Here is a 20361-nt window from a genome sequence, read left to right on the forward strand (position 1 = left end):
CGAATAACGAATCCCGCCATCCCGGCCATCATCAGGCGCCGAGCGCCGCTTGATCGACGTTCGAATAGACGTCCTGGACATCGTCCAGGTCTTCGAGCATGTCGAGCAGCTTGCGGACCTGCACGGCGGTGTCGCCGTCCACGGCGATGTCATTTTCGGCGCGGAAGGTGATTTCGGCGTGCGCCGGCTCCAGGCCGGCGGCGGTCAGCGCCTGCTTGACCTGGGCAAAGGCGTCCGGGGCGGTCAGCACGTCGATGGCGCCGTCTTCCGGGTAGACCACCACATCGTCGGCGCCGGCCTCGATCGCCGCGTCGGTGAGGGTGTCTTCGTCGGTGCCGGCGGCAAAGCTCAGCACGCCCAGGCGCTTGAACATGAAGGCCACCGAGCCGTCGGTGCCCATGTTGCCGCCGCACTTGCTGAAGGCATGGCGCACATCGGCCACCGCGCGCACGCGGTTGTCGGTCAGGCAGTCCACGATCACCGCCACGCCGCCGGGGGCGTAGCCCTCGTAGCGCACTTCCTCGTACTCCACGCCTTCCAGCTCGCCGGTGGCTTTCTTGATGGCGCGCTCGATCACGTCCTTGGACATGTTCGCCGACAGACCCTTGTCCACCGCCACGCGCAGGCGCGGGTTATTGGACGGATCGCCACCGCCGCCGCGCGCGGCGACGCTGATCTCGCGAATGATTTTGGTGAACATCTTGCCGCGCTTGGCGTCGGAGGCGTTCTTGCGGCCTTCGATGGAGGGGCCTCTACCCATGGGTGGTTCCAGACTGGCTTGGATGACAGGGCGCGGATTTTACCTGATTGCTCGCCCGCACCGGGGCGGCGGCGTTCAGTGGCGGAACCGGCCCTGGCGCAGGAAGCGCAGCACCTGCTGCGCCGCCTCGGGTGAGCGCAACAGGCCGCTGTGGCTGGCCTGCACCACGCAATGGTCGCGCAGCCCGGGCAGGCGGGTTTCGGCCAGCGCCACGGTGCCGTCCGAGCTGCCGTCCAGCGGCGCCAGCCATCGCCCCACCCCGCGCGCGACAGTGCCGGCGATCTGGCCGATCTCCGCCTCGCCCTCCCATTGCACGACACCGTGCTGCAGCAAGGCCGCGCTGCGCCCCAGCGCCCAACGCCCGCCGCGACGGGCCAGGCCGCGCGCGGCGGCGCTGCCGCACAACGGCGAGCCCAGACAGACCACGCGGCGCACCGGCAATTCGGGCGCGGCGCGCAGGGCCTGCAGCGCGACCAGCCCGCCCAGGCTGTGGCAGACCAGCAATTGCGCGCCGGTCGCCTGCAGGCGTTCGATCAGCCGTGGCACGGCCCGTTCGGGTCCGCCAAGCACACTGGCGTAGCCGAACAGCGCCGGCGCCAGGCCCTCGGCACGCAGCCGGCGCGCGAGCGGCAACAGCCAGTGCGCGGTGTTCCAGATGCCGTGCACCAGCAGCACGTCGGCGGTCGCGGCGCTCGCCCGCTCACGCAGGATGCGTTGGGAGTGACCCGGGATGAACGAGGATGCGCCGGACAAGGAGGTCATGACCGCGACTTGGCGCCGGCTTCAGGTGAGCGCGACGGCGTGCCGGATCTGCAGTGAGTCAGGTGCGCGCGAATCAACGCCACCCGCGCCGGGCCGGCAGACCGGCAACCGATTGGCGCCGGCAACCGTGGTCGCAGGCCGCGCCAGCCGGGCATCGGCGCGCCGTTCAATCGGCCGCAATGCGCGGGGTGCGGCGCAGGATGAATTCGCGGTCGAGGATCTTGCCGACCGGGAAATCGTATTCGCCGACCTTCTCGAACCCGTAGCGGGCGTAGAAGCGCTGCGCGCCGAAATTCTCCGACCACACGCCAATCCACAACGTGCGCGGACCGTCGCGCTCCAGCCAGTCCAGCGTGGTCTCGAACAGGCGGCTGCCCCAACCGCTGTTCTGGTAGTCCTTCAACAGATACAGCCGCTTGAGCTCACCGTCGCCGGGACGCACGTCCTGGTGCGGCAGCCCGCAGGGGCCGGCGGCAGCGTGGCCGACCAGCAGGTTGTCCATCTCCAGCAGCCAGATCGCATAGTCCGGGTGCGCCAGCACGATGCGCGCGCGCTCGACCGCATAGGTCTCCTGCAGGAAGCCGTGCAGATCCTCCTGCGGGTAGAGATGCCCGAAGGTTTCGGTAAAGGTCTGCGCAGCCAGCAGCGACAAGGCTTCGGCATCGTCCGGTGTGGCGCGGCGGATGCGGGTCATGCGGGCGTCTCGTGCCGGGTGGACGTGGCAGCTTCGCGCATGCGGTGGTGGGGTCGCAAGCGGGGATTCGGGATTCGGGATTCGGGATTCGGGATTCGGGATTCGGGAATCGGGAATCGGGAATCGGGAATCGGGAATCGGGAATCGGGAATCGGGAATCGGAAGAGCATCTGCGATCCGATACGCGTTTGCGGGCCGGCGCGGCGTGGACTGCGCGCAGTGCGTTGTTGAGGGCGAGCGCGGGGCAAGGCCCTGCGTCGCGGCTGCGGCAGACGCCGCCGGCGTGGGCATCGATCGTTGAGCGGGGGCGCGATGCGCCCGCGCCATCCCTGCATGCGACACGCTGCGCGGCGCAGCGTGCCGGATGCACGGCCACGCTGGGGTGGCCGTGTGGGCGGCAGGTCAGACCTGCTTGGGGCGTACCTGCACGTGCACTTCGGCCAGCTGATCGGCGGCGATCGGCGACGGGGCGTCGGTCATCAGGTCCTGTGCGCCGGTGGTCTTGGGGAACGGGATGACGTCGCGGATGGAGTCGGTGCCTGCCATCAGCGCCGCGATGCGGTCGATGCCGAAGGCGATGCCGCCGTGCGGCGGTGCGCCGTAGTTGAGCGCATCCAGCAGGAAGCCGAACTTGGCGCGCGCTTCCTCGGCGCCGATGCCGAGCAGTTCGAACACCGCGCTCTGCATGTCCGGGCGGTGGATACGGATCGAGCCGCCGCCGATTTCGTTGCCGTTGAGCACCATGTCGTAGCCGCGCGACACCGCGGTGCGGGCATTGGCGCGCAGGTCGGCGATGTCGTCCACCGCCGGCGCGGTGAAGGGGTGATGCAGGGCGACGTAGCGCTGCGCCTCCTCGTCCCACTCGAACATCGGGAAATCGGTGACCCACAGCGGCGCCCAGCCATCGGCGATCAGGTTGAAATCCTTGCCGGCCTTCAGGCGCAGCGCGCCCATGAAGTCGGACACCTTGTTGTAGCCGCCGGCACCGAAGAACACGATGTCGCCGTTGCCGGCCCCGACGTGCTTGAGCAGCGCAGCGAAGGCGTCTTCGCCGAAGAACTTGGCGATCGGCGAGCTGACTTCGCCGCTCTCCGACAGCTTGACGTAGGCCAGGCCCTTGGCGCCGTACTTGGCGGCGTGGGCGGCGTATTCGTCGATCTGCTTGCGCGACAGCGTGGCGCCACCGGGGATGCGCAGCGCGGCCACGCGGCCGTCGGCATCGTTGGCGGCGGCGGTGAACACCGGGAACTCGCTGGTCTTGACCAGTTCGGCCACGTCGACCAGTTCCAGCGCGATGCGCAGGTCCGGCTTGTCCGAGCCATAGCGACGCATCGCCTCTGCCCAGGTCATGCGTGGGAACTGCGCGGCCAGTTCGACGTCCACCACTTCGGCGAAGATGGCGCGGATCATGTCTTCGACGAAATCCTGCACGTCGCGCTCGCGCACGAAGGCGAATTCCATGTCGAGCTGGGTGAATTCCAGCTGGCGGTCGGCGCGCAGCGCTTCGTCGCGGAAGCAACGCGCGATCTGGTAGTAGCGGTCGAAGCCGGCCACCATCAGGATCTGCTTGAACAGCTGCGGGCTCTGCGGCAAGGCGTAGAACTCGCCCGGATGCATGCGCGCCGGCACCAGGAAGTCGCGCGCGCCTTCCGGGGTGGCCTTGGTCAGGATCGGGGTCTCGATGTCCTGGAAATCGCGTGCGTCCAGGTGCCGGCGCAGCGCCTGCACCAGCTTGATGCGAGTGCGCTGCATGCGCTGCATTTCCGGACGGCGCAGGTCCAGATAGCGGTACTTCAGGCGCGTCTCCTCGCCCGGGTTCTCGTGCGCGTGGAACGGCAGCGGCGCGGCCTTGTTGAGGATGCTGATGCGGGTGGCGATCACTTCCACCTTGCCGGTGCGCAGCTTGTCGTTGACCGCGTGCCGCGCACGCACCACGCCTTCGACCTGCAGCACGTCTTCGTAGCCGAGGCTGGCGGCCACCTTGAACAGCTCGGCACTGGCGTCGTCGCCGGCCACCGGTTCCACCGTCACCTGCACGATGCCTTCGTGGTCGCGCAGGTCGATGAAGCACACCCCGCCCAGGTTGCGGGCCACGTCGGTCCAGCCGGCGAGAGTGACGGTTTGGCCGATCAAGGTCTCATCGACCAGGCCGCAGAAGTGGGTACGCATCGAAAGCTCCGCTGAAAAACCCGACACAGGACAGCGCCGGAGAGCCGGATATTCTGGGGCCGGCGGGCGGCAGGAGCAAATCGGCGGGCGCTCATGGCCGCTTAAGTCAGGGCCCGGCTGAATAGGCGCCAGACCCTTCCGCACCAAGGACGCCACGATGCTGCGCACCGCCCTGCTGCTCTCCGGCTTCGGCCTGATCACCCTGACCGGCCTGCTGACCAGCGCGCCTGCCGCCGCGCAGGACCGCGGCTGGAACGGCCCCAGCATCACCTGCTCCAGCAACGACAACCATCGCCGCGAGTGCGATACGCCGTTCCGCGGCCGCGCGGTACTGGTCGAAAACATCTCAGGCACGCGCTGCATCGAAGGCCGCAACTGGGGCAGCGAGCGCGGCCGCGTCTGGGTCGACAACGGCTGCCGGGCGCGCTTTGTCGATGGCCGCAACGGCGGCGGCTGGGGCGGCAACGGTGGACCCGGCGGCGGGGTGGCCGGCACGGTGCGCTGCGAGAGCAACGACCAGCGCCAGAAGATCTGCGACACCGGCTGGCGCCGCGCCATGCTGGTGCGCCAGCTGTCCAATACGCCCTGCGTGGAAGGCCGCAACTGGCGCCAGGACGGGGGCCGGATCTGGGTGGACGACGGCTGCCGGGGCGAGTTTGCACAGGCACGCGGCGGCGGCTGGGACCGGGGTGACGGCGGCTACGGTGGCCGCGACGACCGCCCGCGCAACGATTACGCCATCACCTGCGCCAGCGACGACCGCCGTCTGCGTACCTGCGGCTGGGATGGCCGCTATGGCCGCCCGGTGCTGACCCGCCAGCTGTCCGACACCCGTTGCGAAGAAGGCCGCAGCTGGGGGTACGACGAGCGCCGCGCGACGGTGTGGGTCAACGATGGTTGCCGGGCACGCTTCGAGGCGCGTTGAAGCAGCGAACAGGCGCGCCGCGCGCGGCTGGGTCCAGGGGTTGGGACTTCCGCCCTGCCAGCGGCTGCGGCGCGCTGGTCCGGCTCAGGCGGGGTCGGCCGCGGGCTTGGCAGCAGGCTTGCTCTCGGCGGCGGCCGCCGGCTTGGCATCGCCACCGGCGCTGCTGCTCTCGGTGAGGTTTTTCTTCTTCTCGCCCGCCGACTTGAAGTCGGTCTCATACCAGCCGCTGCCGGACAGACGGAACGAGGGCGCGGTGATCTGGCGCTTGATCGTGGCCGCCGCGCAGGCAGGACAGGTCTGCGGATCGGGGTCGGCCATCTTCTGCAGGCGGTCGAAGGCGTGACCGCAGGTGGTGCACTGGAAACCGTAGATGGGCATGGCAGGATCAGCTGAAGACGATGCGGGGCGCAGATTCTAGACGGATGCGGGCGGGCAGGTGCAGTGGGCCGTCTGCGACCCTGCACGCGCGCGAACATCTTGCGGGTGAGAGACATCGATCGATGGTGGCTGGGTGGCGCTTGCGCGCCAGGTGCGCTCGCTCGACATCGCCGTTCCAATCGGCAGAAACACGAGGTCGGAGTGTCGCGCGCGTATCGAAGATCGCAGCCTACGCATCGAGCAGTCATCAAATCGGCGTGATCTCGCGAACCGCGCAGAGAGATGAGGCAACCATCCCGCACGCCACAAACTCACGCTTTGCATCGGCCTGACCTCACACCGGCCGCTATCGAGAGCCACTGAGCCAGGTCGTTTCGATCAAGCCGCACAATCCGGGCTGCTACACTCGAACACGTGATCGACGCGCCTCTCCCCCCACGAGGACCGCATCCATGTTGCGGCTGACTGCCTTATTGCTGGGCGTTGCCCTGTTGCTAACCGGCAGCGGGCTGCTCGGCACCTTGCTTGCCGTGCGCGGTGGCCAGGCCGGTTTCGATGCGCGTGCGCTGGGCCTGATCATGTCCGGGTATTTCGCCGGCTTCTTTCTCGGCACCTTTTTCGCACCGCCGCTGATTCGGCGTATCGGGCATATCCGCGCATTCGCCTTTTACGCGGCGCTGGCGGCGATTGCCGTGTTGCTGCATCCGATCTGGTTGAACGCCTGGGGCTGGGGCCTGCTGCGCCTGGTCACCGGCGCGGCACTGGTCGGTCTGTACACGGTGATCGAAAGCTGGCTCAACGCCGAGCCGGACGCGCGTCGGCGCAGTCGGGTGTTCTCGGTGTACATGGCGATCAACCTGTCGGCGTTGGCGCTGGGCCAGATCCTGCTCACTGCAGGCGATGCGGGCGCACCGGCGATGTTCACGCTGACGGCAATCCTGATCTGTGCGGCGGTGATGCCGGTGATGACCACGCGCCTGATTCCGCCCGAAGTGCCGCACGTCTCGCGGCTGCGCCTGAAAACGCTGTATGCGTTGGCGCCGGTGGCGACCATCGGCGCGGGACTGTCGGGCCTGGCGATGGGGGCGTTCTGGGGCTTGTTGCCGGTGTACGCCAACCGCATCGGGCTGGATGCCGATGGCGTGGCGATGTTCATGCTCACCGCCATCATCGGCGGCGCGGTGTTGCAGTGGCCGATCGGGCGCATCAGCGATGGCCATGACCGGCGCATCGGCCTGGTCACGATCAGCGTGCTGGCAGCCGGCATTGCGATCGCCGCCGCGGTACCGATGGTGCAGGCACAGACACACCTGTTGTTCGTGCTGTTCTTCGTCTACGGCGGGTTGGCGTTCTCGCTGTATCCGTTTGCGGTGGCGCACATGCTCGACTACCTGCCGCGCGAAGATCTGCTCTCCGGCTGCAGCAGCCTGCTGCTGGTGCATGGCGTGGGCGCAGCGATCGGTCCGGCCCTGGCCGGCGGCGCAATGCAGAAATTCGGGCCAGCGGCACTACCGGTGTATTTCGCGGTGATGCTGCTGGCGCTGTCCGGATTTACGCTGACCCGCCTGCTGCGCTTCACGCGCCGCCGCACCCATCCGATCTCGTTCCGCCCGATGCTGCGCACCACGCCATCGGCGCTGGAGTTGATGCCGGAAACACAACAGGCCGAAGCACCGCCGCACGTCAAGGGCGGCTGACACACCTGTTTCGCCGTCGTCAGTCGCTGCGCTGCTAATCATGTGATCTGCGGCGTTGCTGCAGGGGCGCCCTTGCCCGCCCACCATCGCGGGGGCGCCGCACGGCGGAGCAGCTGGTGGAGGACTTTTTGGATGGATCAGCTATCGAGCGGTCTATCTGTTGCTTGGCTGCAAGGCCCTTGCTCGCCCACCATCGCGGGACACGCCGCAAGGCAGAGCAGATGGTGGAGGACTTTTTGGATGGATCAGCTATCGAGCGGTCTATCTGCCGCTTGGCTGCAAGGCCCTTGCCCGCCCACCATCGCGGGACACGCCGCAAGTACGTCCTTGTAGGCTCTTACGCGGCATCCATGCCGCGTAAGGTCCCGCGACGGTGAGCGGACAAGGACCAGTCAAGTTGGTCGGTGTGCATGGTTAAGAGCAGTGCGTGATGCGCGTTGCTCGATACTGGTGTGCCGCTCGAAGCCCGACACACGTGCGACGACCGACTTTTCAAGCGACTACCAACCAACTTCCTGGTGCGGTGTTCCTTACCGGTTGCGGGCCCCTCGGCGGCATGGATGCCGCCAAGGGGCCTCCACGGACGGATTCACGGCGTGTCCCGCAAGTGGTGAGGGCACCGCGCACTCGACTTACCAGGCTCTTGACCTGAGCACTTGAGTGCATCTACAACAACGCGACGACTCGAAACCGCTTGTCTTGAAGTGGAGACAACGCCGCGACACGAAACTCCGGGTGTCTTGCAACAGCGCGGCCCGGAAACATCCAGACAGCGCTGAATCGCCATCGTCCCGACGTTAGGACTTCCCAAGTCCATCTGGTGATCCCGGCCACACCTTTAGCGCGGTCATCATCACGCAATGCAAGCGCGGCAGTCTTTGCGGACCCTCCCCGCTTGTTGGATTGCAATGGATTCGACGTCCTCCTCGCGCGTGCGCCGTCCGGCCACGCTCGCCTTGTTGCTGGTTCCGCTCACCCTGCCCGCTTATGCGCAACAAGTCCCCGATGGCGCAGCGTCTGGCCCGGCTGCGGCCGAACCGGGTAGCGCTGGCGAACAGGTGTCCACGCTGGACCAGGTGCAGGTGGTCGGCCAGGCGATGACGTATTCCAAGACCAACGTCAGCAAGGAAATGCTGGACCGCCAGTTCGTGCTCGGCAGCGTCAACGATGCGCTCAACGAACTGCCCGGCGTGGTGGTCACCGAGGCCGATGCCTTCGGCTCGTCGGATTGGGGCACCCAGATCAGCATGCGCGGCTTTGTCAGCAACCGCGATACCCAGCAGATCGGCACCACCATCGATGGCGTGCCCAATGGCGGTTCGGCGTATGGCGGCGGCTCCAAGGCCAACCGTTTCATCGACATGCCGGACCTGGAAACGGTGGAAGTCAGCCAGGGCACCGCTGACATCGCCTCGCGCTCCAACGAAGCGCTGGGCGGCACCTTGAACTATCTCACCGGCGAGCCGCTGGAAGAGCAGCGCGTGCGCGTGATCGGCGGCATCGGCGACAACCAGGCGCGCAAGTATTACGCGCGCTACGACACCGGCCTGCTCGGCGGCAACACACGCGCCTGGGTCAGCGGCTCGTCGGCACGCAACGACGATTGGATCGACGGCAGCGGCCACACCAGTCGCGATCACCTGGCCGGCAAGTTCGTCAGCATCCTGGACAAGTGGACGCTCAGCGGCTACGCCTCCTACGACGATGCCGACGAATCCGAATACACCAGCGTGACACCCGAGCAGTTCGCGCGCGACCCCGAGCACGATCTGTTGACCGGCACGCTCACCGGCATTCCGTACCTGGACCAGAACTACCGCTCCGGCTCGCGTGCGCTGCGCAAGAACACCTTTGGCTACCTGCGTGGCGCCTTCGATGGCGGCAACGGCTTCAAGACCACGCTGACCGGCTATGCGCATCGCATGCAGGGCCGCGGCGACTGGATTCCGCCGTATCTGGTCGATGTCACCAACGATGGCGCCGGCGCGCCGGAATCCGAAGCGCGCGGCGGCAACACCGTGTACGCCGGCAGCGACCTGGGCAAGCTGTATTACCTCACGCCCGGCGGCGCGGCCGCGACCATGCTGGCCGGCTGCGCCGGCAGCGATGCGGTGCCGGCCGAATCCAACCCGGCGTGCTATCCGGCCGGCTCGGTGCCGGTGCAGTCGTATCGGCACAGCCACTACGACAACCACCGCGCTGGCGCGATGGCCGATGTGGAATGGCGCGCCGATCTCGGCGCCATCGACAACACCGTGCGCGCCGGCGCCTGGCTGGAGCGCTACGACCGCAGTGTCACCCGCGACTGGCATCGCCTGCTCAACGTCGGCACCAACATCAGCTTCGATCATCAGCCGTACTGGGTGCAGTTCAAGGACAACTACCAGACCGACGAGCAGATGTATTACGTCGAGGACGTGATGCGCTACGGCGCCTTCGCCTGGCGCGTAGGCGTCAAGCAGTTCTTCGTCGACCAGACCCGCGACCGCCGCATCGGCGATGCGCAGCATGTGGAATCGGATTCGCATTCGGACCCGCTGCTGTCGGCCGGCCTGACCTGGACCACACCGGTGCAGGGCCTGGAAGCCTTTGCAGGTTACTCGCAGAACTTCGCTGCGATTCCGTCCGGCGTGCTCGGCGAGACCGACCCGGTCGCACTGAGCCGCGTGCAACCGGAGACCGCCGACAACGTCGAACTCGGCCTGCGCATCAGCCGCTGGCCGTTGACCGGCAGCGTGACCCTGTACGACATCCGCTTCGACAACCGCATCGTCTATGTGCCGGCCAACTTCGTCACCGGCATCGACTACCTGGGCGAAACCGACGGCGTGTACGAGAACTTCGGCGGCGTGCATGCGCGCGGCGTGGAAGCGGCACTGGGCTATGGCTGGGACAACGGCTGGCGCATCAACGGTGCCTACACCTACAACAAGGCCGATTACCTGGGCAGCGGCGACGCCGCACGCGATACCGCGCTGGAGATCACCCCGGGCGCGCAGGTGATCGGCCAACCGCGCAACACCCTGGTGATGTCGGCGGACTGGCGCGGCCAGGCGTGGCGCTTCGGTGTGTCCGGGCGCTATCTGGGCAAGCGCTACCTGGATGCCTCCAACCGCGCCGCACTCGATGGCGTGACCACCTTCGATGCCAACCTCGGGGTGGAGCTGTCGCAGCTGTCGTCGCAGCTCAAGGGCCTGCAGCTGGCGCTCAACGTCAGCAACCTCACCGACAAACGCTACCTGGAAGGCGTGGACGGCAGCGACAGTGCCTTTATCGCCGCGCCACGCACGGTCGGGCTGACGTTGACGCTGGATCTCTAACGTCGGCGGCGCATTGCCGACCTGCGCGGGATAGGCTTTGCGATGTACTGGAGCGGATCGGGCTGAAGACACGCCACCCGATCCGCCCCCTGCATCGCCTGCCACACAGGTGCAAACGGAGAGGATCGGCGGTGTTGCAAGCGCAAGACAATAAAGCCGCTGACGCGTCGGTTACGCTCAGCCCGCTCCAACGCAGACAGGATGGGAGCGCCAACCAGGTGACACGATGATCGACCTTCCCCGCCGCCGCGTTCTGCAGACCGGGCTTGCCAGTGCCGCCGCCGCGCTGCTGCCCCCCAGCATCGCGCGGGCCGCCGCCATCGCGCCGGACCGCCGCACCGGCACGCTGGAGGATCTGCAGCATGTGGTGATCCTGATGCAGGAAAACCGCGCCTTCGATCATTACTTCGGCAGCCTGCCCGGCGTGCGCGGGTTCGGCGATCGTTTTCCGATTCCCGCACCGCCGCTACCGGGCGCGCCCGCGCGCACGGTGTGGCTGCAGCCCAGCGAGGACGGCCGCCAATGGCTGACGCCGTTCGCGCTGGATACGGCAGCGCAATTCGGCTTCATGCGCGTGCAAGGCACGCCGCATAGCTGGGTGGATGCGCAACGCGCCTGGGATCACGGCCGGCTCGGCCACTGGGCCGCCGCCAAGCACAACCATGCGCTGGGCTATTACCGGCGCGCGGATATTCCGTTCCAGTACGCGCTCGCCGACGCCTTCACCATCTGCGATGCGTACCACGCCTCGATCCAGACCGGCACCAATTCCAATCGCGTGTTCCTGTGGAGCGGCGGCAACGACCCGCAGGCGCGTGCCGGTGGCCCGGTGATCGGCAACTCGCACGACAACTTTGCGGAGCTGGGCGGTTTCCCCGACTCCTACCGCTGGACGACCTACGTCGAGCAGCTACAGAACGCCGGCGTGTCCTGGCAGATTTATCAGGACATGCGCGACAACTTCACCGACAACCCGCTGGCGGGCTTTGCGCCATTCCGGCAGGCCTTCACTGCCGCGCCCGGGCACGATGCGCAACTGCGCGCGCGTGGCGTGAGCACGCGCGGTGTCGAGCAGCTGCGCGCCGATGTGCTGGGCGGGCAACTGCCATCGGTGAGTTTCATCATTGCCGATGCGGCCGGCAGCGAACACCCTGATCCCTCCAGCCCAGCGCAAGGCGCAGCCTACACTGCACGCGTGCTGGATGCGCTCACCGCCGACCCGCAGGTATGGAGCCGCACCGCACTGCTGCTGATGTTCGACGAGAACGACGGCTTTTTCGATCACATGCCGCCGCCGGCGCCGCCGTCGCCGGACCCACGCGCGGCCGGCGGCCTTGCCGGCGCATCCAGCATCGCCACCGACGACGATTACCACCGCCACCCGGCACCGGGCGAACAGAAAGTGGATCTGCCCGAGCTGCGCGGCCGCCCCTATGGCCTGGGTCCGCGCGTGCCGCTGTACGTGATCTCGCCGTGGAGCCGCGGCGGCTGGGTGGACTCGCAGGTGTACGACCACACATCGGTATTGCGGCTGCTGGAACGCCGCTTCGGCGTGCCCGCACCGGAGATCACACCGTGGCGGCGCGCAGTCTGTGGCGACCTGGTCAATGCGTTCGATTTCCGCACGGCCGATGCGCGCCCGTTCGCCGCGGCGCTGCCCGATGTCAGCGCAACCGCAGCGCGCGCGGCAGCCCTGCGCGAACACGCACTGCCGCCCTTGCCTGCCGCGTTGCAACCGCCGCAGCAGCCCTTCGGTACACGCCGTTCGCGGGCGCTACCGTATCGCCAAAGCGTGGAACTGGCCGCGTTGCCCGAGCGTGGCCAGGTGAGGCTGCGCATGTCCAACGCGGGTGCTGCGGTGGTCCTGCATGTCTACGACCGCTTTGATCTTGCGGCGATTCCGCGCCGTTACACCGTAGGGAGCGGCGCAGCAGTGGATGCCACGTGGACCACCGACGATGGCCGTTACGATCTGTGGTTGCTCGGCCCCAACGGATTCCATCGTCACTACCGTGGCGATCTGAGTGCACCGTTGCTGGTGACCGAGATCACCCAGGATGCAAACGATCCCGCGGCCGTGTCGTTATCGCTGCGCAATGCCGGCAGCACTGTCGTGCAGGTGGAGCTGCAACCGGCCGCATATTCAGCCGCGCAGCCGCACGAGCGCCTGAGCGTTGCACCCGGCACCACCGAGCGGCGCCGTTGGAAAGCGGCGGCAACTGGCGGCTGGTACGACCTGTGGGTGCACCACGACGGCGCAGCCCAGCGCTTGGCCGGGCGTATCGAAACCGGCGCAGACAGCGTCAGCGACCCGGCCATGGGCGGGCCGGCGCGGCTGCAGCAAGACCTGCCTTTGCCGATCGGCGCACCCGGCTGAGCCTTGCAGTGAGAACGCAGGCTGCTGCGTGCTCAGCATGCTTGCGCACGGTGCCGCTCAGTGCGCGTCGGCCGCATCCAGCATGCCAATCGTTCCCACTCACACGCGACATAACGCGGGAGGCAGCGGGTCGTTGCGCTCACCCCACCATGCTGTCGCGCACCGCGGCCGCCACTGCCTTCAACGCCGCGTCGCGCGCATCGCTGTCGACGCTGGCGCCATTCAAGTACGCGGTGAGCAGCAATGGCGCCTTGCCTGCCGGTGGCCAGATGATGGCGATGTCGTTGCGGGTGTCGCTGCCGTTGCTGCCGGTCTTGTCGCCGATCTTCCAGCCGCGCGGCAGGCCGGCGCGCAGGCAGGTATCGCCGGTGCGGTTGTCGATCATCCAGTCGGTCAGCTGCTTGCGCGAGGCCAGTTGCAGCGCGTTGCCGAGCAGCAGGGTGCGCAAGGTGGCGGCCATTGCCGCTGGCGTGGTGGTGTCGCGCAGGTCGCCCGGGGCAAACCGGTTCATCTCCGGCTCGCGGCGATCGCTGCGGGTGTGCGCATCGCCGATGCCGCGCAGGAAGGCGGTCAGTCCGGCCGGGTTGCCGACCAGCGGAAACAGCAGGTTGGCGGCCGGATTGTCGCTGTAGATCATCGTGGCCCGGCAGAGCTCGGCCACGCTCAGCGCCCCGCCGACATGGCGCTCGGTGACCGGGGCATGCTCGAGCATGTCGGAGGCACGGATCTTGACCCGTTGCACCAGCGTCAGCTTGCCCTGGTCCACCCGCTGCAAGACTGCCGCAGCCAATACAAATTTGAAGGTGCTGCACATCGGAAAGCGCTCGTCCTCGCGCTGGCCGAGGCGCCTGCCGGTGGCGCTGTCGAGCAGGCTGATGCCCAGGCGGCCGCCGGTGCGGCGTTCGATCTCCGCCCACTGCGCCCGCAGCACATCGTCCGCCGTCATCGCCGGGGTGAGTGCCCCTGCAGGTCTGGAGGCCGCAAGCAGCACGCCCGCGCCGGTTGCGTACAGGAATTGTCGACGGTTCAACATGCAGCAGCCTCCCGGTGAGAGCCCGCAGTATCGGCGCATGCCAGCCACCGGACTATTGCGATGTTTCAATCCCTGGCATGAATTGAACTAATCTCTGTGCATGCCCCGGCCCCGTCTTCCGCTCAATGCCCTGCGCGCCTTCGAGGCCGCCGCGCGCCACCAGAACCTGACCCGCGCCGCGAGCGAGCTGTGCGTCAGCCAGGCCGCGCTCAGCCACCAGATCAAGGCGCTGGAACAGCAACTGGGCAGCAGCCTGTTCCACCGCCTGCCACGCGGCGTGGCGCTCACCGACGAGGGCGCGGCGCTGGCACCGGTGCTCGGCGAGGCCTTCGACCGCATTGCGGCGACCCTGGAGCGCTTTGCCGACGGGCGCTATCGCGAGGTGCTCAGCGTCGGCGTGGTCGGCACCTTCGCCACCGGCTGGCTGCTGCCGCGATTGCCAGCGTTTCATGCCGCGCATCCGGATATCGAATTGCGCCTTTCCACCCACAACAACCGGGTCGATCTGGCTGGCGAAGGGCTGGATCTGGCGATCCGTTTTGGCGACGGCGACTGGCAGGGCCAGATCGCCCATGCGCTGATGGAGGCGCCGTTTGCGCCGGTGTGCGCGCCCAGCATGGCGCGGGGCCTGCGCACACCGGCCGATCTGGCCCAACTGCCGTTATTGCGCTCGTACCGTCTGGACGAATGGCCGCAGTGGTTTCGCGCGGCGGGCGTGGCCGAAGTCGCCGCACGCGGGGCGATGTTCGATTCGTCGTTGACGCTGGCCAGCGCGGCGGCCGCCGGTGCCGGCGTGGCATTGTTGCCGTTGCCGATGTTTCGCCAGGATCTGGATGCCGGGCGCCTGGTCTGCCCGTTCCCGATCCAGATCGACGCCGGACGCTATTGGCTCACCCGGCTGCGCTCGCGCCCGGAAGGCGATGCCGATGCACGATTGCGCGACTGGCTGACAACGGAGCAACAGCGCTCCGGTTGAGCGAGCCCGCCGCTGCGCTCAGCGGCGCGCGGATGCCGCGATCCCCTGCACCGCCACGCGGCGAAACGCCTCGTAGTGCGCCCTGTCGGCGAACCAGTGCGGGGCGAACAGCTCGAACAAGCGGTCGTTGTGATACAGCAGCAGCACCCGCTCGTTCTCGCGGTAGCGGATGTAATCGGACCAGGGCCGGCGCAGTCGCCCGTCTGCCCAGGTGATCTCCAGCCCGGTCTCGTCCCACGCAAAGGTGTAGGTATGCCGCAGCGCGGCCTGCTGCGCGTGCAGGCGTTTGATCTTCCGCGGCAAGCCCCAGACGTGCAACACCACCAGGCCGATCAAGCCGCCGCCTCCGGCACCGATCAGCATCGGGCCGATGATTTCGCCGGCCCCGATCAGTTGCAGCAACCCCGCCCCGATCAACAGCAGGACCACCAGGATCACGATCAACAGCTTGGCCGTCTGTCGCGCATGCAGGCGCTGCGCGGCCAGATGGTCTTCCAGACTGATGGTGGCGCTGATCATGTTGCCTACCTCCCTGTGCTTGGCCCCACGCGCATCGTAACGCCTGCGCGTTACGCGCCTTCGATCAACTCCATCCACGCCGCTTCGGCTGTGGCCAGCTGCTGCGCCGTCGCCTCGCGGTCGCGGCCCAGCACCGCCATTTTGTCGGTGTCGGCATAGTTGCCGGGGTTGGCCAGTTCGCGGTCCAGTGCCGCCAGCGCCGCTTCCAGTTCGCCGACGCGCTTTTCCGCGCTGGCCAGCTTGTGCGGGTTGACGGCCTTTTTCGGCGGCAGCGGCTTGGTCGGCGGCGGCGGAGTCGGCGCCACTTCGGCCATCTTCTGCTTGGTGCCCTGCGCGGCCGGGCGGCTGCGCAGCCAGGCGGCGTATTCGTCCAGATCGCCAGCGAACGGCTCGACCACGCCATCGGCCACGCGCCAGAAACTGTCGCAGACCAGGCCGATCAGATGGCGGTCATGCGAGACCATCACGATGGCGCCCTCGAAGTCGCTCAGCGCTTCGGCCAGGGCCTCGCGCATCTCCAGGTCCAGATGGTTGGTCGGTTCGTCCAGCAGCAGCACGTTCGGCTGCTGCCAGGCGATGAGCGCCAGCGCCAGACGCGCGCGCTCGCCGCCGGAAAACCCGTCCACCACTTCGAAGGCGCGGTCGCCGGCGAAGTTCCATTTCCCCAGGAAATCGCGGAACGCCTGATTGGCGCCATCCGGCGACAGCTCGCGGAAGTGATCCATCGGCGACTGGCCCTCGTGCAGCGATTCCACCGTGTGCTGGGCGAAGTAGCCGATCCGCAGATCCGGATGCGCACTGCGCTCGCCCGACAGCGGCTGCAGCTCGCCCACCAGCGTCTTGACCAGCGTTGACTTACCCGCACCATTCGGCCCCAGCAACCCGATCCGGTCACCCGCCTCCAATCCGAATCCGACATCGTGCAACACGGTAATCGCATCGCTGGACCCCAGCTTTTGCGATTCCCCATTCCCGATTCCCGATTCCCGCGGCGCAGCCGCATACCCGCACGCAGCGTGATTCAGCCGGATCAACGAAAACGGCAACCGATTGGGCTGGGCGAACTGGATGCGGAATTCGCGCTCGGCGCGTACCGCCTCGGTGCCGGCCATCTTGGCCAGGCGCTTCATGCGGCTCTGTGCCTGGGTGGCCTTGCTGGCCTGCGCCTTGAAGCGGTCGATGAAGCTCTGCAGATGCGCACGCTCGGCCTGTTCCTTGTCGTGGGCGATCTGCTGCTGACGCAGGTGCTCGATGCGCTGGCGCTCGAAATCGGTATAGCCGCCGACGTACAGCTTGGCGGTGCCGCCGTGCAGATGCAGCGTATGCGTGGCCACGTTGTCGAGGAACTCGCGGTCATGCGAAATCAGCAGCAAGGTGCCCGGGTACTTGAGCAGCCATTGCTCCAGCCACAGCACCGCATCCATGTCCAGGTGGTTGGTCGGTTCGTCCAGCAGCAGCAGGTCGCTGGGCATCATCAGCGCGCGCGCCAGGTTCAGGCGCACCCGCCAGCCGCCGGAGAACGAGGACACCGCGCGGTGATGGGTGTCGGCCGGGAAGCCCAGGCCGTGCAGCAACTTGCCGGCACGCGCCTCGGCGTCGTAGGCGCCGAGCTCGGCCATCTTCTGGTGCGCATTGGCGACCGCTTCCCAGTCCTCGCGCGCAGTGGCTGCGGCCTCTTCCTGCAGGATCGCCGAGACCTCGATGTCGCCGCCGAGCACGAACGACAGCGCCGGATCGGGCAGCGACGGGGTTTCCTGCGAGACGCTGGCGGTGCGCACCTTGCCGGGCAGGTCGACATCGCCCTTGTCCGCTTCCAGTTCGCCCTTGACCGCGGCGAACAGGCTCGACTTGCCGGTGCCATTGCGGCCCACCACACCAACGCGGTAGCCGGCATGCATGGTCAGGTCGACGTTGGACAACAGCAGACGCTCGCCGCGTCGCATGGAGAAGTTGCGCAGGGAAATCATTGATGGACAGTCCGATAGAACGAAAAGGAATGAGCAGATGAGCAGCACTCCTGCGACGCCATTCTAGCGTTAACGAATAATTAGCGCCTTCGGGCTGGCCGTCGTTCCCTTCGCATCGCCGCGACCAGACCCCGCCCAGCCTTGCTGGTCCTGCCTGGACCCCCGTTCGGAGTTGTCATGAATTACCCGTTGTCCACGCTCGCAACCGCCGTCGTTGCGGCGCTGCTCGCCTCCCCCGCCTTCGCCCAGACCGCCACCCCGGCCAGCGCGCCCGCCAATACGCTCGATACCGTCATCGTCACCGGCACCCGCGTCTCCGACCGTACCGTGGCCGAGTCGCAGTCGCCGATCGACATCATCAGCGCCGAGTCGCTGCAGGCCACCGGCACCTCGGAGCTGGCCACCGCGTTGGCCCGCGCGCTGCCGTCGCTGAACTTCCCGCGCCCGGCCCTGAGCGACGGCACCAGCGCGATCCGTCCCGCGCAGCTGCGCGGCCTGTCGCCGGACCAGGTGCTGGTGCTGGTCAACGGCAAGCGCCGCCACACCTCCTCGCTGCTCAACCTCAACGGCACCATCGGCCGTGGCGCCGCGGCAGTGGACCTGAACACCATTCCGGTGGCGGCGATCGCGCGCGTGGAAGTGCTGCGCGACGGCGCCTCGGCGCAGTACGGCTCCGATGCCATCGCCGGTGTGGTCAACATCGTGCTCAAGGGCGCGGAGAAGGGCGGCAGCCTGCAGGCCGGCTTCGGCCAGTATTCGGCCGGCGACGGCAGCAACTACGAGCTGTCCGGCGACACCGGCGTGGCCTACGGCAACGAGCGCGGCTGGCTGCACGTGGCCGCCCAGCTCAACCAGCAGGACCCCACCGACCGCGCGCGCGGCTATGCCGGCGCACCCAGCGCCTCGCAGCCGGCCGTGGGCCAGAAGGCGTTCAAGATCGGCGACCCGGACGTCAACGCGCAGGCGGTGTCGGCCAATACCGAGTTCGCCTTCAGCGACAGCATCACCGGCTACGCCTTCGCCACCGCCAGCAACCGCGACATCACCTCGTTCGCGTTCTTCCGCGCGCCGGGCAGCAGCCAGAACATCCTGTCGGTGTATCCGCAGGGCTTCCTGCCGGAAATCCAGACCTACGCCAAGGACCGCTCGCTGGTGGCCGGCGTGCGCGGTTCCACCGCCAGTGGCTGGGACTGGGATGCCAGCTACAACTACGGCTACAACAAGATCGATTTCCACACCCGCAACACCCTCAACGTCAGCCTGGGGCCGAGCTCGCCGACCTCCTTCTACGATGGCGCGCTGGAGACCACGCAGAACATCGTCAACCTGGACGTCAAGCGCGGCTTCGACTGGGGCCTGGCATATCCGGTGACGGTGGCCTTCGGTGCCGAATACCGCAACGAGAAGTGGAACCAGTCGCCGGGCGAAGTGGGCTCGTATTTCCAGGCCGGCACACTGGCCGGTGGCGCGCAGGGCTTTGGCGGATTCGCGCCCAGCGTGTCCGGGCGATACTCGCGTGACAGCTACGCGCTGTATGCGGACCTGGAAGCCGATTTCACCGACAAGTTCTCCGCCGGCCTGGCCGGGCGCTACGAAGACTTCAACGACTTCGGCAGCCAGGCATCGGGCAAGTTGTCCGGGCGCTATGCGTTCACCGACAAGATCGCGCTGCGCGGCACGGTGGCGTCGGGCTTCCGCGCGCCATCGCTGGCGCAGCAGTATTTCCAGTCCACCAGCACCACCTTCCTGGCCGGCAATCCGAACCCGTTCGAGATCCGCACCTTCCCGGCCGACAGCAACGTGGCGCGCGCGCTGGGTGCAGAGCCGCTGGATGCCGAGACCTCGCTGTCCTACAGCCTGGGCCTGGTGCTGCAGCCGACCGATGCGCTCTACCTCACCGTGGATGCGTACCAGATCGATGTGGACGACCGCATCGTGCTGTCGTCCAACCTCACCGGCACCGGCGTGCGTAACCTGCTCGAAGCGCAGGGCATCTTCGGCATCAACGGCGGACGCTACTTCACCAATGCGGTGGACACGCGCACGCGCGGCGTGGACGTGGTCGGCAGCTACCGCTGGCAGCTCGCCGCCAGCAGCGTGGACCTGACCGCCGGCTACAACTATTCGGAAACCGAAGTGCGCAGCGTCGCCGCCAATCCGGCTGCGTTGTCGGCCAACGGGCTGAGCCTGGAGCGCATCGACCGCACCGAACGCGGTCGCATCGAGGAAGGCTTCCCGCGCGACAAGTTCCTGGTCAACGGTAGCTGGAACCTGGAGCACTGGACGCTGGCATTGGGTGCCACGCGCTATGGCAAGTACAGCACGCGTCCGGCCGCGGCGATCAACGACCAGACCTTCGGGGCCAAGTGGGTGGTGGATGCCTCGGCCAGCTACAAGATCGATCGCTGGACGCTGACCCTGGGTGCGGACAATCTGCTGGACGAGTACCCGGACGAGAACAACTTCGCCAACTCCACCAGCGGGCAGTTCCCGTACAGCAATCTGTCGCCGTTCGGCTTCAACGGTGCCTACGTGTACGGCCGCATCAACTATCGCTGGTAATCAAGACAGCGATCCACACTGCTGCGGTGTTGCCACGTGTCGGTTGCTGACGCGCGCGGCACGACCGCATCCTGACGCCTGACCACACGCCCCGGCTTGCCCGGGGCGTGTGCGTTTTTGCCCGTTGTCCGTGCGGCGTTTTGATGCAGCCATCCAGGCGCGGGCATCGATGCGCCGTGAAGAGCTGCCGGCGGCCGCGGTGGTATCAACACCGCTTCCACC

At 67.5% G+C, this 20361-nt stretch carries 14 protein-coding genes; 6 read left to right on the top strand and 8 right to left on the bottom strand.

What is annotated here, in order from left to right:
• Nucleotides 1–31: 31 nt before the first annotated feature.
• The 4 genes from ABQ039_RS14550 to aspS all read right to left on the bottom strand — a co-directional run bounded on the left by ABQ039_RS14550 (nucleotide 32) and on the right by aspS (nucleotide 4385).
• Nucleotides 32–760, bottom strand: coding sequence for a YebC/PmpR family DNA-binding transcriptional regulator (locus tag ABQ039_RS14550; RefSeq protein ID WP_024940614.1), 729 nt, complete (start codon nucleotides 758–760; stop codon nucleotides 32–34).
• A 75-nt stretch (nucleotides 761–835) separates the two neighbouring features.
• Nucleotides 836–1513: an esterase/lipase family protein gene (locus ABQ039_RS14555; protein WP_374057867.1), complete on the bottom strand. Its 678-nt coding sequence runs from the start codon at nucleotides 1511–1513 to the stop codon at nucleotides 836–838.
• Between the two features lie 175 nt (nucleotides 1514–1688).
• Complete coding sequence (locus tag ABQ039_RS14560; RefSeq protein WP_046343852.1) at nucleotides 1689–2216, bottom strand: GNAT family N-acetyltransferase; 528 nt, start codon at nucleotides 2214–2216, stop codon at nucleotides 1689–1691.
• A gap of 402 nt (nucleotides 2217–2618) precedes the next feature.
• Nucleotides 2619–4385 (bottom strand): aspartate--tRNA ligase, encoded by a 1767-nt coding sequence (gene aspS / locus ABQ039_RS14565; RefSeq protein ID WP_102251478.1) that lies wholly within the window; start codon nucleotides 4383–4385, stop codon nucleotides 2619–2621.
• Nucleotides 4386–4542: 157 nt separating this feature from the next.
• On the opposite strand from aspS, the gene ABQ039_RS14570 reads away from it, so the two are divergent.
• On the top strand, nucleotides 4543–5310 hold the full coding sequence (locus ABQ039_RS14570) for a DUF3011 domain-containing protein (RefSeq protein ID WP_184608767.1): 768 nt from the start codon (nucleotides 4543–4545) through the stop codon (nucleotides 5308–5310).
• Nucleotides 5311–5394: 84 nt separating this feature from the next.
• On the opposite strand, the gene ABQ039_RS14575 is transcribed toward ABQ039_RS14570, so the two are convergent.
• On the bottom strand, nucleotides 5395–5688 hold the full coding sequence (locus ABQ039_RS14575) for an FmdB family zinc ribbon protein (RefSeq protein WP_016904137.1): 294 nt from the start codon (nucleotides 5686–5688) through the stop codon (nucleotides 5395–5397).
• 452 nt (nucleotides 5689–6140) lie between these two features.
• Between ABQ039_RS14575 and ABQ039_RS14580 the strand changes: the two genes are divergently transcribed.
• The 3 genes from ABQ039_RS14580 to ABQ039_RS14590 all read left to right on the top strand — a co-directional run bounded on the left by ABQ039_RS14580 (nucleotide 6141) and on the right by ABQ039_RS14590 (nucleotide 13082).
• Nucleotides 6141–7385 (top strand): MFS transporter, encoded by a 1245-nt coding sequence (locus tag ABQ039_RS14580; protein ID WP_184518184.1) that lies wholly within the window; start codon nucleotides 6141–6143, stop codon nucleotides 7383–7385.
• 908 nt (nucleotides 7386–8293) lie between these two features.
• Nucleotides 8294–10705 (top strand): TonB-dependent receptor, encoded by a 2412-nt coding sequence (locus tag ABQ039_RS14585; RefSeq protein WP_184518181.1) that lies wholly within the window; start codon nucleotides 8294–8296, stop codon nucleotides 10703–10705.
• 226 nt (nucleotides 10706–10931) lie between these two features.
• The gene (locus ABQ039_RS14590) at nucleotides 10932–13082 is read left to right on the top strand and encodes a phosphocholine-specific phospholipase C (RefSeq protein WP_184608765.1); all 2151 of its coding nucleotides are present in this window, start codon (nucleotides 10932–10934) and stop codon (nucleotides 13080–13082) included.
• Between the two features lie 139 nt (nucleotides 13083–13221).
• Here ABQ039_RS14590 and bla read toward each other — a convergent pair whose 3' ends face one another.
• On the bottom strand, nucleotides 13222–14115 hold the full coding sequence (gene bla / locus ABQ039_RS14595) for a class A beta-lactamase (RefSeq protein WP_184608762.1): 894 nt from the start codon (nucleotides 14113–14115) through the stop codon (nucleotides 13222–13224).
• A 100-nt stretch (nucleotides 14116–14215) separates the two neighbouring features.
• On the opposite strand from bla, the gene ampR reads away from it, so the two are divergent.
• Nucleotides 14216–15091 (top strand): LysR family transcriptional regulator AmpR, encoded by an 876-nt coding sequence (ampR, locus tag ABQ039_RS14600; RefSeq protein ID WP_102251473.1) that lies wholly within the window; start codon nucleotides 14216–14218, stop codon nucleotides 15089–15091.
• A gap of 18 nt (nucleotides 15092–15109) precedes the next feature.
• Here the strand turns inward: ampR and ABQ039_RS14605 are convergent, their stop codons facing one another.
• Nucleotides 15110–15610: a YcxB family protein gene (locus tag ABQ039_RS14605; RefSeq protein WP_046343867.1), complete on the bottom strand. Its 501-nt coding sequence runs from the start codon at nucleotides 15608–15610 to the stop codon at nucleotides 15110–15112.
• A 50-nt stretch (nucleotides 15611–15660) separates the two neighbouring features.
• Nucleotides 15661–17577 carry an ABC-F family ATP-binding cassette domain-containing protein gene (locus ABQ039_RS14610; RefSeq protein WP_184608760.1) on the bottom strand — a complete coding sequence of 639 codons (1917 nt, stop codon included), beginning with the start codon at nucleotides 17575–17577 and terminating at the stop codon, nucleotides 15661–15663.
• Between the two features lie 177 nt (nucleotides 17578–17754).
• On the opposite strand from ABQ039_RS14610, the gene ABQ039_RS14615 reads away from it, so the two are divergent.
• Nucleotides 17755–20139: a TonB-dependent siderophore receptor gene (locus ABQ039_RS14615; RefSeq protein WP_039525915.1), complete on the top strand. Its 2385-nt coding sequence runs from the start codon at nucleotides 17755–17757 to the stop codon at nucleotides 20137–20139.
• Nucleotides 20140–20361: the final 222 nt, after the last annotated feature.

It is taken from the genome of Xanthomonas sp. WHRI 6108, from assembly GCF_040202385.2.
Taxonomy (GTDB): Bacteria; Pseudomonadota; Gammaproteobacteria; order Xanthomonadales; family Xanthomonadaceae; genus Xanthomonas; species Xanthomonas arboricola.

What these genes read in the sequence shown, in the direction of transcription:
- ABQ039_RS14550 (WP_024940614.1), bottom strand. Translation starts at nt 760, where the DNA reads ATGGGTAGAGGCCCCTCCATCGAAGGCCGCAAGAACGCCTCCGACGCC.
- ABQ039_RS14560 (WP_046343852.1), bottom strand. Translation starts at nt 2,216, where the DNA reads ATGACCCGCATCCGCCGCGCCACACCGGACGATGCCGAAGCCTTGTCG.
- aspS (WP_102251478.1), bottom strand. Translation starts at nt 4,385, where the DNA reads ATGCGTACCCACTTCTGCGGCCTGGTCGATGAGACCTTGATCGGCCAA.
- ABQ039_RS14570 (WP_184608767.1), top strand. Translation starts at nt 4,543, where the DNA reads ATGCTGCGCACCGCCCTGCTGCTCTCCGGCTTCGGCCTGATCACCCTG.
- ABQ039_RS14575 (WP_016904137.1), bottom strand. Translation starts at nt 5,688, where the DNA reads ATGCCCATCTACGGTTTCCAGTGCACCACCTGCGGTCACGCCTTCGAC.
- ABQ039_RS14580 (WP_184518184.1), top strand. Translation starts at nt 6,141, where the DNA reads ATGTTGCGGCTGACTGCCTTATTGCTGGGCGTTGCCCTGTTGCTAACC.
- ABQ039_RS14585 (WP_184518181.1), top strand. Translation starts at nt 8,294, where the DNA reads ATGGATTCGACGTCCTCCTCGCGCGTGCGCCGTCCGGCCACGCTCGCC.
- ABQ039_RS14590 (WP_184608765.1), top strand. Translation starts at nt 10,932, where the DNA reads ATGATCGACCTTCCCCGCCGCCGCGTTCTGCAGACCGGGCTTGCCAGT.
- bla (WP_184608762.1), bottom strand. Translation starts at nt 14,115, where the DNA reads ATGTTGAACCGTCGACAATTCCTGTACGCAACCGGCGCGGGCGTGCTG.
- ampR (WP_102251473.1), top strand. Translation starts at nt 14,216, where the DNA reads ATGCCCCGGCCCCGTCTTCCGCTCAATGCCCTGCGCGCCTTCGAGGCC.
- ABQ039_RS14605 (WP_046343867.1), bottom strand. Translation starts at nt 15,610, where the DNA reads ATGATCAGCGCCACCATCAGTCTGGAAGACCATCTGGCCGCGCAGCGC.
- ABQ039_RS14610 (WP_184608760.1), bottom strand. Translation starts at nt 17,577, where the DNA reads ATGATTTCCCTGCGCAACTTCTCCATGCGACGCGGCGAGCGTCTGCTG.
- ABQ039_RS14615 (WP_039525915.1), top strand. Translation starts at nt 17,755, where the DNA reads ATGAATTACCCGTTGTCCACGCTCGCAACCGCCGTCGTTGCGGCGCTG.